The sequence below is a fragment of the Pseudomonas sp. HLS-6 TE3448 genome, assembly GCF_053629555.1.
On the sequence record NZ_JBRJIO010000001.1, the window covers coordinates 117,459 to 130,977 of the forward strand.

General features: G+C 62.2%; 14 protein-coding genes and 1 riboswitch. Of the genes, 2 read left to right on the plus strand and 12 right to left on the minus strand.

Annotated features, from left to right (window positions below):
• From AB7M23_RS00520 to AB7M23_RS00575, 12 genes are all read right to left on the minus strand, one after another.
• On the minus strand, positions 1–1,455 hold the full coding sequence (locus AB7M23_RS00520) for a cobyric acid synthase (RefSeq protein WP_454240025.1): 1,455 nt from the start codon (positions 1,453–1,455) through the stop codon (positions 1–3).
• A complete protein-coding gene (cobD, locus tag AB7M23_RS00525) occupies positions 1,452–2,444 on the minus strand; it encodes a threonine-phosphate decarboxylase CobD (RefSeq protein ID WP_102053273.1) in 993 nt (330 codons plus the stop codon). The genes AB7M23_RS00520 and cobD overlap by 4 nt, the downstream gene beginning before the upstream one ends.
• Positions 2,437–3,345, minus strand: coding sequence for an adenosylcobinamide-phosphate synthase CbiB (cbiB, locus tag AB7M23_RS00530; RefSeq protein WP_065760520.1), 909 nt, complete (start codon positions 3,343–3,345; stop codon positions 2,437–2,439). The genes cobD and cbiB overlap by 8 nt, the downstream gene beginning before the upstream one ends.
• Entirely contained in the window at positions 3,345–3,992 is a 648-nt protein-coding gene (bluB, locus tag AB7M23_RS00535; RefSeq protein WP_065760519.1) for a 5,6-dimethylbenzimidazole synthase, read from the minus strand. Before bluB ends, cbiB begins: the two co-directional genes overlap by 1 nt.
• Positions 3,989–5,284: a cobyrinate a,c-diamide synthase gene (locus AB7M23_RS00540; protein ID WP_454240026.1), complete on the minus strand. Its 1,296-nt coding sequence runs from the start codon at positions 5,282–5,284 to the stop codon at positions 3,989–3,991. Before AB7M23_RS00540 ends, bluB begins: the two co-directional genes overlap by 4 nt.
• Positions 5,281–5,892, minus strand: coding sequence for a cob(I)yrinic acid a,c-diamide adenosyltransferase (gene cobO, locus AB7M23_RS00545; RefSeq protein ID WP_102053271.1), 612 nt, complete (start codon positions 5,890–5,892; stop codon positions 5,281–5,283). The genes AB7M23_RS00540 and cobO overlap by 4 nt, the downstream gene beginning before the upstream one ends.
• Positions 5,893–6,071: 179 nt before the next feature.
• Positions 6,072–6,292: riboswitch (cobalamin riboswitch) on the minus strand.
• An 84-nt stretch (positions 6,293–6,376) separates the two neighbouring features.
• Positions 6,377–7,024, minus strand: coding sequence for an O-methyltransferase (locus AB7M23_RS00550; protein ID WP_099775560.1), 648 nt, complete (start codon positions 7,022–7,024; stop codon positions 6,377–6,379).
• 18 nt (positions 7,025–7,042) lie between these two features.
• Complete coding sequence (locus AB7M23_RS00555; protein ID WP_099775561.1) at positions 7,043–7,579, minus strand: C40 family peptidase; 537 nt, start codon at positions 7,577–7,579, stop codon at positions 7,043–7,045.
• A 132-nt stretch (positions 7,580–7,711) separates the two neighbouring features.
• Positions 7,712–8,347, minus strand: coding sequence for a C40 family peptidase (locus tag AB7M23_RS00560; protein ID WP_065760514.1), 636 nt, complete (start codon positions 8,345–8,347; stop codon positions 7,712–7,714).
• A gap of 114 nt (positions 8,348–8,461) precedes the next feature.
• On the minus strand, positions 8,462–9,166 hold the full coding sequence (hda, locus tag AB7M23_RS00565) for a DnaA regulatory inactivator Hda (RefSeq protein WP_065760513.1): 705 nt from the start codon (positions 9,164–9,166) through the stop codon (positions 8,462–8,464).
• Positions 9,167–9,322: 156 nt separating this feature from the next.
• Positions 9,323–10,396, minus strand: coding sequence for an AI-2E family transporter (locus AB7M23_RS00570; protein WP_065760512.1), 1,074 nt, complete (start codon positions 10,394–10,396; stop codon positions 9,323–9,325).
• Between the two features lie 12 nt (positions 10,397–10,408).
• Positions 10,409–11,461, minus strand: a complete 1,053-nt coding sequence (locus tag AB7M23_RS00575; RefSeq protein WP_454240027.1) for a DUF2066 domain-containing protein — start codon at positions 11,459–11,461, stop codon at positions 10,409–10,411.
• A gap of 343 nt (positions 11,462–11,804) precedes the next feature.
• On the opposite strand from AB7M23_RS00575, the gene purM reads away from it, so the two are divergent.
• The gene (gene purM / locus AB7M23_RS00580; protein ID WP_099775564.1) at positions 11,805–12,863 is read left to right on the plus strand and encodes a phosphoribosylformylglycinamidine cyclo-ligase; all 1,059 of its coding nucleotides are present in this window, start codon (positions 11,805–11,807) and stop codon (positions 12,861–12,863) included.
• Positions 12,863–13,516, plus strand: coding sequence for a phosphoribosylglycinamide formyltransferase (purN, locus tag AB7M23_RS00585; protein WP_099775565.1), 654 nt, complete (start codon positions 12,863–12,865; stop codon positions 13,514–13,516). Before purM ends, purN begins: the two co-directional genes overlap by 1 nt.
• Positions 13,517–13,519 lie beyond the last annotated feature (3 nt).

Below are 13,519 nucleotides of genomic sequence, written 5' to 3' on the forward strand. Positions count from 1 at the left end.
TCAGTCAAGCCCACACAATTGTCGTAACCGAGAGGTATCCAGATGCCTGTCGACCAGGTCGGCCAGGCGCTCGATGTCCAGTTCACGCAGGGCGTGATAGTCGACCTGTTCAACGTCGTCCAAGCCTGCCCAGCGCAACAGTGCGCTGCAGGAAGCGGGCGACTCGAACAAGCCGTGCAGGTAGGTACAGAGGATCTGCCCGTCGGCACTGATCGCACCATCATGGCGACCATCGCTCAAGTACACGGCGGGCTGCTCCAGTGCCGGGCCACGGCTGACCCCGGCATGGATTTCGTAGCCGCTGATCGCCGCGGCTTCCAGCGACAACTGACCGGCGACATTGCGCAACTGCTTCTCAGCTTCCAGTTCGGTGACAAAGTCCAGCAAGCCCAGGCCCGGGCTGGAACCGGCGGTACCTTCCAGGCCCAGCGGGTCGTCCACCCGCTGACCGAGCATCTGCAAGCCGCCACAGATGCCCAATACTTTCCCGCCGTAGCGCAAATGACGCGCGATAGCCGCTTCCCAGCCACGCTCACGCAATTGCGCCAGGTCGCCGCGCACGCTCTTGGAGCCCGGCAGGATAATCAGGTCGGCAGGCGGAATCGCCTGGCCGGGGCCGATGAACTGCAGGTCAACCTGCGGGTGCAGGCGCAACGGGTCGAAATCGGTGTGGTTACTGATACGCGGCAACACCGGGACAATCACCTTGAGTACCTGCGCGACCTTGTCGCCCTGACGCTGATCGAGACCGTCCTCGGCCTCCAGGTGCAGGTCCATCACATAGGGCAACACACCCAACACCGGCTTGCCGGTGCGCGCTTCCAGCCAATCGAGGCCAGGCTGAAGCAGGGCGATGTCACCACGAAAACGGTTGATCACAAAGCCTTTGACTCGCGCCTGCTCCGTTAGCGACAGCAGTTCCAGGGTGCCGACCAGGTGCGCAAATACCCCACCCCGGTTGATGTCGGCGATCAGGATCACCGGGCAATCCACCGCCTCGGCAAAGCCCATATTGGCAATATCGCCGGCACGCAGGTTGATTTCCGCCGGCGAGCCCGCCCCCTCGACCATCACCACGGGATACGTCTCGCTGAGCCGCCGATGCGATGCCAACACCGCCTGCATGGCGATGGCCTTGTAGTCGTGATACGCCACGGCGTTCATGTTGGTGACAGCACGCCCATGGACGATGACCTGGGCACCGGTATCACTGTTCGGTTTGAGCAGCACCGGGTTCATGTCGGTGTGCGGCGCCAGGCCTGCAGCCTGGGCCTGTACAGCCTGGGCTCGACCAATCTCGCCACCGTCGGCGGTTACCGCGCTGTTGAGCGCCATGTTCTGCGGCTTGAACGGTACGACGCCAACCCCCTGGCGTACCAGCCAGCGGCATAACGCGGTCACCAGGGTGCTCTTGCCAGCATCCGAGGTGGTGCCTTGCACCATCAGGGTCGTCATGGCTGCTCCTTGCAGTAGTCATTCAACGCGAGGCTCAAGCGCTGCCAATCGTCTTCCGTATCGGGCAAACCAAACCGCAAGCTGGCCGGTTGCTCGAACACGCGCAGCAAAATACCGCGTCGTGCCATGAACTCATGGATGTGGGCCGCCCGCTCAGTCACCAGGTACTGGAACAGGTCACAGCCACCACTGGGCGGCAAGCCGACCGCCTCCAGCAAAAGGGCCAGGCGCCGGCTCGCATCGGCACAACGCTTGATCTGCAATTGATGAGCGGCCCGGTCCTGCAGGCAGGCCTGCCCCAGCACACGGGTTGGCCCACTGACCGCCCACGGCCCGAGCTGCTCAGCCAGCAGTTGCAGCATTTGCCGCTCGGCCACGACAAACCCCAAACGCACCCCGGCAAGCCCGAAGAACTTGCCGAACGAACGCAACACAATCAGGCCGGGGCGATCCGCGTAAGCCGCAATGCTCTGCGCGGGGGTGTTGTCCATAAACGCCTCGTCAACCAGCAACCAGCCACCATGCTGGGCCAGGCGCGCATGCCAGTTCAGCAGCTGCTCTGGCGACACGACGCGCCCGGTCGGGTTGTTGGGGTTGACCACCACCAGTACATCAAGGCTGTCGAGGTAGTGTTCGATCTGCGTCTCGTCCAGCTCACGCACCCGGTGCCCGGCACGCCGCCAGCCCTCGGCATGTTCGGCGTAACACGGCGACAGCACGCCGACCTTGCCAGTACGCCGCAGGCGCGGCAGCGCCTGAATAGCCGCCTGGGAACCCGCGACCGGCAGCAGGCGCTTGACGCCATAGTATTCGGCGGCAGCCTGCTCCAGGCCATCGTCGGTCTCCGGCAGCCGTGCCCAGGCCCGCAACGGAATCGGCGGGACACTGAATGGCCAGGGCGCGATGCCACTGGACAGGTCAAGCCAGCACTCCTGAGCAATACCGTACTGCTGGATCGCCCGCTGCAGGCGCCCTCCGTGTTCAAGCATAGAATTCTGCTCCCAGGCACAACACCAGCAACCACAACCAGACACCACGGCACACCAGTTGCCAGCCACGCTCGATAGCGTCGGCATCGGCTGCAGGGCCCTCGCCCAACTGAGCTCGCTCATGCAGTTCGCCATGGTAGACCGCCGCGCCACCCAACTCGACACCCAGCGCGCCGGCCCCGGATGCCATCACCGGCCCGGCGTTCGGGCTGTCCCATTGCGGCGCCTGGCGACGCCAGCAGCGCAAGGCCAGGCGAGTCTTGCCCAGCACGGCATAGGTCAGGGCCACCAACCGAGCAGGAATATAATTGAGTACATCGTCAATGCGCGCCGCCGCCCAACCGAAGCGCTCAAAACGCTCGTTGCGATAGCCCCACATGGCATCCAGGGTGTTGCTCAGCCGATAGAGCACCACTCCCGGCGCACCGGCGACGACAAACCAGAACAAGGCGGCAAACACGGCATCGCTGCCATTTTCCAACACCGACTCGGTAGCCGCCCGGGCGACGGCCGTCTCGTCCAGCTCACGGGTCTCGCGACTGACCAGAAAACCGACCCGACGCCGTGCCTCGTCAAGGTTGCCTTGGCGCAAGGCATCGGCCACGGGCATGACATGCTCGCCGAGACTGCGCAGCCCCAAGGCACAATAGAGGGCGAGGATCTCCACCCCCCATCCGATGTAGGGCAACCAGGACAACAGCGTAGCCGCCAGGGTCAGTGGTACCACAGCAAGAAACCAGGCCGTGACACCATGGCTGCGCCAGCCACGCCCACCCGCATTGAAACGCTGTTCCAGGCGCGAGGCGAAGCGCCCGAAAGCGACCAGCGGATGGCGGCGCTTTGGCTCACCCAGCAGCGCATCCAGCGCCACACCGGCCACGCTCAGCAAAGCCACACTCATCAACGCTCTCCCCAATGGTTTTCATACAGCATGTCATCGAGCGGACGCGCCTTGGTCCAGCCTTCCAGTTCAAGCATTGGCGCAGGATAAAATGCCGCCACCGGCCCCAGGCAGAGCACGGCCAACGGCTTGGCCCCTTCCGGCATCCCCAGCAAATCCGCCAGTGCCTGTGGCTCGAACAACGATACCCAGCCCATCCCCAGCCCTTCGGCCCGCGCCGCCAACCAGAGGTTCTGGATAGCGCAGGAGAGTGACGCCAGGTCCATTTCCGGCAGCGTACGGCGACCGAAAATATGCCCCTCGCGCTTATCCATCAATGCTGCCACCAACACCTCGGCACAGTCGCTGATGCCTTCGACCTTGAGTTTCATGAAGTCGTCGGCACGCTCGCCAAGCGCTTCGGCTGTGCGCACCCGCTCCTGCTCCACGACCACCTGGATACGCTGACGCAAGCTGCGGTCAGTAATACGGATAAAGCGCCAGGGTTGCATCAAGCCAACGCTGGGGGCCTGGTGCGCAGCCTGAAGCAGGCGCGCCAGAAGCTCAGGTGCCACCTTGCCGCCGATGAAGTGACGCATGTCACGGCGCTCGGCAATCACGCGGTACACCGCCGCCCGCTCGTCCGCGCTGAAATCGTGTTCGCTCATGGTGCCAGTAGCGCCGCCGACGCGTGGGGGTTGGAAGGAAAATAGAAATGCACATAGGAGGCGGTCAGCCGCCCACAGCGATAGACCGCTTCGGCTCCACGCCCACCATTGGGGCTCTGCCCGCGAGCAATCGGGGTCAACTCGGTCTGGGTCAACGAATGGTGGTAGGTGTGCCCGCGCAAGGTGCCTTCCGGCAATGCCACCGCTTGCAACGCCAGCGCGGCCAAGCGCTTTTGCATGACGGCTTCACCGGGCAACAGGCCGAGCAACTCGGCACGCTCACCCGCCACATCAGTGAGGGCATCCAGCAGGTAGAGCATGCCACCGCACTCGGCCAACAGCGGCTTGCCCAATTGATGATGGGTACGAATGGCCGTCAGCATGGGTCTGTTGGCCGCCAGGGCCTGATGGTGCAGTTCAGGGTAGCCGCCCGGCAAATAGAGGCTGTCGGCCTCCGGTAAATGCTCGTCATGCAACGGCGAGAAAAAGCTCAACTGCGCGCCCATGTCGCGGAGCACATCGAGGTTGGCGCCATAGGTAAAGGCAAACGCCTCATCACGGGCCACGGCGATGCGGACACCGGCCAACAAAGGCTCAACCGTGTGCGGTTGGGGGGCTGAAAATGCTACGCTCGGTGGCAACGCCGATTCGCAACTTCCCCCCAGCGCCTCGGCAGCCGCATCCAGGCGCAGGTCGAGGTCGTTCAGTTCACTGGCCTGAACCAGCCCCAGGTGACGGCTCGGCAACTCGATGGCGGTTTCCCGTGACAGGCCGCCATACCAGCGCAGCCCCTCGGTGAGGCTACCCTCCAGCAGTTGTGCGTGGCGCAATGAACCGACGCGGTTGGCCAGTACGCCAGCAAATGGCAGGTCTGGCTGATAGCGTGCCAGGCCCAACGCCAGCGCACCGAAGGTTTGCGCCATGGCTGTACCGTCGATCACCGCCAGCACCGGCACACCAAAGTGCCGAGCCAGATCGGCACTGGATGGCGTACCGTCAAACAGGCCCATGACGCCCTCGATGAGAATCACATCGGCTTCAGCCGCTGCTTCCCACAGCAAGCGTCGGCTCTGCTCGGCGCCAATCATCCACAGGTCCAGCTGGTAGACCGGGGCGCCGCTTGCACGCTCAAGGATCATCGGATCGAGAAAGTCCGGGCCACATTTGAACACCCGCACCTTGCGACCCTGGTTGCGGTGCAGCCGCGCCAGCGCCGCAGTGACCGTGGTCTTGCCCTGACCGGACGCCGGCGCCGCAATCAATACTGCCGGGCAATGCCGGGTTTCACTCATAGCTCGACGCCTTTCTGGGCACGAATACCGGCCTGAAATGCATGCTTGATCATGCCCATCTCAGTGACGGTATCGGCCAGTTCGATCAGCTCCGGCTTGGCACCGCGACCGGTAACGATCACATGCTGCATCGGTGGCCGGGCCTGCAGGTCGGTGAGCACCTGATCCAGGTCGAGGTAGCCATGTTTGAGTGCGATGTTCAGTTCATCGAGCACCACCAGGCTGATGGTCGGATCCTGCAGCAACTCGCGCGTCACCACCCAGGCGGCTTCAGCCGCGGCAATGTCACGCTGCCGGTCCTGGGTTTCCCAGGTAAACCCCTCGCCCATCACGTGATAACGCACCTGCTCGGGAAAACGCCGGAAGAACAGTTCTTCTCCGGTGCTATTGCGGCCCTTGATGAACTGCACCACGCCGCACTGCATGCCGTGGCCCATGGCGCGGGCAAGCATGCCGAACGCCGAACTGCTCTTGCCCTTGCCATTGCCGCTCAATACCAGCAGCAAGCCGCACTCGTTCGGGGAATTGGCAATACGCTCGTCGATCACCGCTTTTTTACGCAGCATGCGCGCCAAGTGGCGTTCGTCACGCTCGGTGGATTCAGTCATCGCTAGTCTCCGCAGGCAACTGTCGGCCGGGCACCACAGGCCATCGTCAGCAACGACGACCGGCACGGGCTGGGGTTTGGAAAGGCCACTGGGCGGCGCGACAGATGAATGGACAAAGCACACGAAAAACGCGCAGGGCTGCGGCCAGAGGCCGGCGTACCGCGCATCACCCTCCGTGATGCCGTTGGCTGTAACAGGCCGGTCTCCGGGCTTGTGAGCGGGGTCATGCACACCCTGGCGACGCGCCTTCCCGGGTCGTAGACCCCGTGGCCCTGCGTAACCTTGACTCACCTACCGTTGCGGGGGCAGCGCCGGAATCGCGCTGCAAGCGCCCACCGGCTTCCCTGTTTCACCCTGCCAACCGCCACGGCTGCAGAGCACCTGAAACAAGTCGCGAAGGTTAGAGGGTTGGGCCGGGAGCGTCAATTAAAGCTGTCAGAACACCTGCTGACGCCGTGCCATGCGCGAGGCGCGACAGACACGTTCAGCGCTTGCGGCATAAGGTCAGCCCATCCCCCAGCGGCAGCAACGACAAATCCACCCGCAGGTCGTCCTTCAATGCCGCGTTCAGCGCCTGGATTGCACGGGTGTCTTCACTGTCCGGTACGACCTGAAGCACGCGCCCACTCCACAGGGTGTTGTCGAACACCACCAGGCCACCCGGACGCAGCACGCGCAAGGCTTCCTCCAGGTAACGCGGGTAATTGGCCTTATCGGCATCAATGAAGATCAAGTCGAAGGATTCTGCATCGAGTGTTGCCAGGGTTTGCAGCGCCGGCCCCAGGCGCAACTCGATACACTCGGCAACACCGGCCTCTTGCCAGTAGCGCTGTGCCGTGGCGTTGTAATCGCCTGGCAGGTCGCAACACAGCAGATGCCCCCCATCCATGGCTTGCGCCATGCACAGGGCGCTGTAGCCAGTGAAGGTACCCACTTCGATGACTCGACGGGCACCGATCAACCGTATCAGCAAGGCGAGTAACTGCCCCTGTTCGGGCGCAACCTGCCAGCGCGCCTCTGGCAACGCCTGGGTTTCAGCACGCAGACGCGCCAACAGCGGCGTCTCACGCAGTGAAACACCTTGCAGGTAGTGATAGAGGGCATCGTCGAGGTAGAGCGTCTGACCGGTCATCGCCCACCTCGATTCAGATCAGGGGTTGCGTGCCAGGTTCGGCTGCGGCGGCTGCAGCACACGCTTGGCGTTCAGGTAAGCCTTTTGCCAATAGCTGTTCGCGAGGTAGTCCAGTCGCACCGTACCACCGGTACGAGGCGCATGGACAAAACGCCCTTCGCCCACATAGATACCGGCATGGCTGACCTCGGAGCCACCATTGGTGGCAAAAAACACCAGATCGCCAGACTGCAGCGCATTACGTTCGATGTTCGGCGCACGAATGCCGATCATCTCGCGGGTAGAACGCGGCAGGGAAATACCTGCGGCATCACGATAAACATAGCCGATCAGGCCGCTGCAATCGAATCCGGAGTCCGGCGTGTTGCCACCCCAACGATACGGCGTACCCACCAGGCCCAAGGCGCGGAACAGTACATCTTCGGCAACCGGGGAGAAATAGACTTGCGGTGCCATGACCGCAGGCTCGACCACTCGCGGGGCCGGAGCCTGGGTTGAGCAGGCGCCCAGCAGGGCTGCCAGGGCAAGTACAGCGAAACGCGCCATCATCGACATAGTCAGAGCATCCTGTCTGAAGCCGGCTGGCACTTGGCCAGAAAATAGTGGTAGTAAAGATTAGACGCTTTCTAAAAACAAGTACGGCGACGCACCCGAGGGCTACGTCGCCGTGTCAAACCTGATCGAGGCTCAGTTACGCGAAATGGTGGTCGGACCCGCCATTGCCAGCGCGCGCTTGGCTTCGATGAAGGTTTTGCTCCAGTAGCGATCGCCAAGGCTGTCGATTCGCACACCACCGCTACGACGGCTGCTGGAGTGAATGAACTGATCGTCGCCCAGGTAGATACCGGCGTGGCTGACACGGCCGCGACCATTGGTGCTGAAGAACAGCAAATCGCCAGGCTTGAGGTTGTTACGCGCAACCTGTGGTGCCTTGACGTTGATCATCTCGCGGGTAGAGCGAGGCAGCTTCATGCCAGCTTCTTCACGAAACAGATAACCGATGAAACCGCTGCAATCGAAGCCCGAGGCCTCGGAAGTACCGCCGAAACGGTAACGGGTACCGATCAGGGACATACCGCGCTCAAGAATGTTATCGGCCAGCGCAGGCAGCTGGTAAGGCTTGCTGCTGCCGAACTCGCTCAGCTCTTCTTCAGTAGCCAGTTCTTCATCAAACACCGAAGAGGTGCCAGAGGATTTGACCGAACCGTGATGAGCAGCGATGGATTGCTGCTCCTGCTGCTGCGATACAGGGCTATGCGCCGCGCAGCCAAAAAGCAGGGTTACAAGTGCGAGGGGCACGAGGGGTGCGAAGCGATTTAGCATGGGCACGACCGTGTCTAGAGTTCAATGAGGGGGAAACTATGCCCTCTATCGAGTCGATTTGCAAATTCAATCGAAAAAAATGTGACTTTTATGTGCCGAGGCTCTAGATCGCCGCTACCAGCCCAGGGTCTCCTTTAAAAAGGGGATCGTAAGCTTGCGCTGCGCTTGCAGCGACGCCTGATCGAGGCGTTCGAGCAGATCGAACAGCGCACTCATGCTGCGGGTGCCACGGGTAAGAATGAAGTGCCCAACCTCATCGGTCAGGTGCAGGCCACGGCGCGAAGCACGCAGTTGCAGGGCGCGCAGCTTGTCTTCATCGGACAATGCACGCATCTGGAAGATCAGCGCCATGGTCAGGCGCGACTTGAGGTCAGCCAGCTTGATCGGCAGCTCGCGAGGCGAACTGGACGCAGCAATCAACAACCGTCGACCGCTGTCACGCAGGCGGTTGAACAGGTGAAACATCGCCTCTTCCCACTCTGGCTTGCCGGCAATGGCCTGCAAGTCGTCGAGGCAGACCAGCTCGTACTGTTCGAGGTTATCCAGCAGTTCTATGCCACGGTCGAGCAACTGCGCCAGCGGCAGATAGACCGCCGGCTCGCCCATCTGCTCAAAACGCAGGCAGGCCGCTTGCAACAGGTGAGTGCGACCCACGCCCTGTTTGCCCCACAGATAGATAAGGCTTTCGGTCCAGCCGGCGTCGGCTTCGCAGAGTCGCTCGACGTAGCCCAATGCTGCGGCGTTGGCACCCGGATAGTAGTTGATGAAGGTGGCGTCATCACGTAGACGCACACCCAGGGGCAACTGGATCGGTTTCATGCTGGCTGGGCGGCTTGGGAAGCCGCAAAGGGCCTTTCTTGAAAAGTCTGCAAAGTTTATACCCGTGAGGTCACTCGCACAATCGCAGAAGACCATAAGCAAAATCAAAGGCTTGCATTAGATGCCTGACACGAGTGCAAGCCTTCTGATATCAGCCTAAAGATCAGGATCGATCTGGCCCGCATAAATATCGGATTCTTTATAAAGGTCATGGACATGCCGCACCAAAACCATGATCACCGCCGCAACGGGCAAGGCCAGCAACACACCGGTAAAGCCGAACAACTCACCGCCGGCAAGTATGGCGAAAATCACCGCCACCGGGTGCAGGCCAATGCGATCGCCGACCAGCATGGGCGTCAACACCATCCCTTCGAGCATCTGGCCAATCATGAACACGGCGACAATGCCGAGCAGCGGATACAACTCGCCGCCAAACTGGAACAGCCCGGCTACTAACGCAGCACCAATGCCGATGATAAACCCCATGTACGGCACGATGGCGGCCAGCCCGGCCAGCACACCGATCAACAAGCCGAGCTCAAGCCCGACCAGCATCAACCCGGCCGCATAGATCACGCCCAGCGCCAGCATTACCAGCAACTGGCCACGAACGAACGCCCCCAGCACTTCGTGACACTCGCCAGCCAGCACGACCACTTGGGCCTCACGCTGACGCGGCAACAGGCTGCGCAACCGGGCCATCATCAGGTCCCAATCGCGCAGCAGGTAGAAACCCACCACTGGAATCAAGACCAGGTTGGCCAACCAGCCGAGCAACGCCAGGCCCGATGCCGTCGCCTGAGACAACACCACACCGACGATGTCGCTGGTTTGCCCCATATGCGCACTGATCGCGGCCTTGACCTTGTCGAAACGCCAGAAACCGTCCGCCAGCCCCAGGCGCGCCTGCACCCAGGGCAATGCTACGTGTTGCAACCAATCCAGCATCTGCGGTGTCAGCTCATAGAGCCGCACCAGTTGCTTGGCCAGCATGGGAATCAACACCAGCAACAGGGCCAGCAACACCAGTCCGAACAGGCTGAAGACCACTACCACACCCCAGGTGCGTGACAGCCCTGCACGTTCCAGCCGATCAACCAGCGGGTCGGCCAGGTACGCCAGCATGATCCCGACCAGGAATGGCGAGAGAATCGCGTGCAACCAATACACCAGGGCTGCACAGAGCAACGCCATGCCCAACCACACCCAGCGGCGCGTACCCGTCATCAGTAACTCCCTTTACCAGCGAAAACGCAGGCCATTGAACGGCTGAACAGACGCAGCGCTTGTACCGGCAACCGCCGGATCAGCGCTGACCCGCGCAGTCGCGATCGGCGTGCTTGCAGGCACCTCCTGCAACCTGGCCAGGCCAAGCTGGGCACGCAGTTGCTCACTGCTACCGGTGACCGAGTAGGTCAGTACGTCCTTCTCGGCACTGACCAAGCGTGCACCAAATGGCTCCAGCACACGGCCCAACTCGGCATAACGCTCCAGATTCGCACCTTGCACCTGTAGCTGCATTTCACTGCTGGCTCCCGGGCGCGCAACGAATCGCGACGCCAAACGACTGCTCACTGCCAGCATTACCGCATCGGCCAGGGCTGCTGGGTCCGCACCCTCAACCTTGCCCTGCTCACGCTGGTCGCCCTGCCAGAGGCGCCAGGTACCCTGCCATTTGCCGTCGGCCTCGGTGGCATGCACTGCCAACAACGCATCGGCACCATAACGCTCGGAGGCATCGCGCAACGGCGCCGGGTCGGTACCTTCCAGGTTTTTCGCGGTAGCGACCAACTGCTCGCCCAGATCACCCAGCGGCAAGCGCAGAGGCAGACCACGGTGCTGGGCCGCACGACGCAACGCCGCGGCACTGCTTTGCCCGTCGCCGACCAGGTTCGAACCTTCAGCGCTATCGTTCAACCACCAACCGAGAATCGCCGGACGATTATTCCCCCACAGGGCCAAGCCCGCCTGGCGCAGCGCCCGATCAGTTGTGCCCGGGTCGAAGTCCACCAACAGGGTTTCGGGCGGGCCGGCTTCATAGCCAAACTGACTGATGATCTGTTGCGGGTCTTTGCGAAGGGCCACGACGGCGGGGTTCTGCAGGGCTTTACTGTCACCGGTCAGGCGCAACACCAGGGTATTGAGCGCCTGTTCGGTAGCCTGGGTGCGTGCCTCGGCGCCTTGGCCGCTGACCGGTTGACGCACCTGGTACAAACCGGAGAGGGTTTCGGCCTGAGCGGTCAGGCCAAACAGCGCGACACAGCCGAGGACCAGATATGAGCACAAACGCATGTGGGACTCCCGTCCATTCATAAATAGAGGCACCGCTTGACCGCGCCCGGGGTTGAGACCACAGGCCCCGGTAAAACATTCAATCGTCACGGCATTTTCATCAGTACACCATGGCTATACCTTATACAGCCCATGGCGCGGCAACCAGTCGCAGGTGGTTAATCATCATTTTTCTATCGATTGAGGCTCTACCCGTCGGCCTGAGGATGGCCGCTACCCGGTAACCCTGATAAAATCGCGCGCCTTCGCAGACCGGCGACGGTCAGGCAGCAGGAAAACCTCCGCTTTGCCTGGCAGGTCACGGTCGATTCCCCCGAATCCCTCCCCCCTAAAGGCCTGGATCATGAGCAAGCAACCCTCCCTGAGCTACAAGGACGCCGGTGTAGACATCGACGCCGGTGAAGCATTGGTCGAACGCATCAAAGGCGTGGCCAAGCGCACGGCGCGCCCGGAAGTCATGGGCGGCCTGGGCGGTTTTGGCGCCCTCTGCGAAATCCCGGCCGGCTACAAACAGCCGGTTCTGGTCTCGGGTACCGACGGTGTCGGCACCAAGCTGCGTCTGGCGCTGAACCTGAACAAGCACGACAGCATCGGCATCGACCTGGTCGCCATGTGCGTGAACGACCTGGTGGTCTGTGGCGCCGAGCCACTGTTCTTCCTTGACTACTATGCCACTGGCAAGCTCAACGTCGACACCGCAGCCCAGGTGGTTACCGGTATTGGCGCGGGTTGCGAACTGGCTGGCTGCTCGCTGGTCGGTGGTGAAACCGCCGAAATGCCGGGCATGTACGAAGGCGAAGACTACGACCTGGCAGGCTTCTGCGTCGGCGTGGTCGAGAAAGCCGACATCATCGACGGCTCCCGTGTTGCCAACGGCGACGCGCTGATCGCCCTGCCATCGTCCGGCCCGCACTCCAACGGCTACTCGCTGATCCGCAAGATCATCGAAGTCGCTGGTGCGGACATCGAGAACATCCAGCTCGACGGCAAACCGCTGACCGACCTGCTGATGGCCCCGACCCGCATCTACGTCAAGCCACTGCTCAAGCTGATCAAGGAGACTGGCGCGGTCAAGGCCATGGCGCACATCACCGGTGGCGGCCTGCTCGACAACATCCCGCGTGTACTGCCAAAAGGCGCCCAGGCGGTTGTCGATGTCGCCAGCTGGGAGCGTCCAGCCGTGTTCAACTGGCTGCAAGAGCAAGGCAACGTCAACGAGACCGAAATGCACCGCGTACTGAACTGCGGCGTCGGCATGGTCATCTGCGTGGCTCAGGACGATGTCCAGCGCGCGCTGGACGTGCTGCGTGAAGCCGGCGAGCAGCCATGGGTGATCGGCCAGATCGCCGCCGCTGCCGAGGGCGCTGCCCAGGTCGAGCTGAAAAACCTCAAGGCGCACTAATGCCGAGCACGCTCTGTGATGTAGTGGTACTGCTGTCGGGTTCCGGCAGCAACCTGCAAGCGCTGATCGACAGCACCCGCACCGAGGGCAACCCGGTGCGGATCCGCGCGGTGATTTCCAACCGCGCCGATGCCTACGGCCTGCAACGCGCCCGCGATGCAGGCATCGACACCGCCGTACTCGACCACAAGGCCTTCGATGGCCGCGAGGCGTTCGATGCGGCGTTGATCGAGCTGATCGACGGCTACTCACCGCAACTGGTCGTACTGGCCGGGTTCATGCGCATTCTCAGTGCCGGATTCGTCCGCCACTATCAGGGCCGGCTGTTGAACATCCACCCCTCCCTACTGCCCAAGTACAAGGGCCTGCACACCCATCAACGCGCGCTGGAAGCCGGCGATCGCGAACATGGCTGCAGTGTCCACTTCGTCACCGAGGAACTCGACGGCGGACCACTGGTCGTACAAGCAGTAATACCGGTAGAGTTGGACGACACGCCAGAAAGCCTGGCACAAAGGGTTCACCGCCAGGAACATCAGATTTACCCGCTGGCTGTTCGCTGGTTCGCTGAAGGTCGTTTACGCTTGGGCGAAACCGGTGCGTTAATGGATGGCCAGCCTCTGGCGGCCAGCGGCCACTTGATTCGACCCTAGGAG

Bases quoted from the DNA above. Each gene is read 5' to 3' on its own strand.
- cobO (WP_102053271.1), bottom strand. From the start codon at position 5,892: ATGACTGAATCCACCGAGCGTGACGAACGCCACTTGGCGCGCATGCTG.
- purM (WP_099775564.1), top strand. From the start codon at position 11,805: ATGAGCAAGCAACCCTCCCTGAGCTACAAGGACGCCGGTGTAGACATC.
- purN (WP_099775565.1), top strand. From the start codon at position 12,863: ATGCCGAGCACGCTCTGTGATGTAGTGGTACTGCTGTCGGGTTCCGGC.
- AB7M23_RS00570 (WP_065760512.1), bottom strand. From the start codon at position 10,396: ATGACGGGTACGCGCCGCTGGGTGTGGTTGGGCATGGCGTTGCTCTGT.
- AB7M23_RS00560 (WP_065760514.1), bottom strand. From the start codon at position 8,347: ATGCTAAATCGCTTCGCACCCCTCGTGCCCCTCGCACTTGTAACCCTG.
- AB7M23_RS00550 (WP_099775560.1), bottom strand. From the start codon at position 7,024: ATGACCGGTCAGACGCTCTACCTCGACGATGCCCTCTATCACTACCTG.
- cbiB (WP_065760520.1), bottom strand. From the start codon at position 3,345: ATGAGTGTGGCTTTGCTGAGCGTGGCCGGTGTGGCGCTGGATGCGCTG.
- cobD (WP_102053273.1), bottom strand. From the start codon at position 2,444: ATGCTTGAACACGGAGGGCGCCTGCAGCGGGCGATCCAGCAGTACGGT.
- AB7M23_RS00520 (WP_454240025.1), bottom strand. From the start codon at position 1,455: ATGACGACCCTGATGGTGCAAGGCACCACCTCGGATGCTGGCAAGAGC.
- AB7M23_RS00575 (WP_454240027.1), bottom strand. From the start codon at position 11,461: ATGCGTTTGTGCTCATATCTGGTCCTCGGCTGTGTCGCGCTGTTTGGC.
- AB7M23_RS00540 (WP_454240026.1), bottom strand. From the start codon at position 5,284: ATGAGTGAAACCCGGCATTGCCCGGCAGTATTGATTGCGGCGCCGGCG.
- hda (WP_065760513.1), bottom strand. From the start codon at position 9,166: ATGAAACCGATCCAGTTGCCCCTGGGTGTGCGTCTACGTGATGACGCC.
- AB7M23_RS00555 (WP_099775561.1), bottom strand. From the start codon at position 7,579: ATGTCGATGATGGCGCGTTTCGCTGTACTTGCCCTGGCAGCCCTGCTG.
- bluB (WP_065760519.1), bottom strand. From the start codon at position 3,992: ATGAGCGAACACGATTTCAGCGCGGACGAGCGGGCGGCGGTGTACCGC.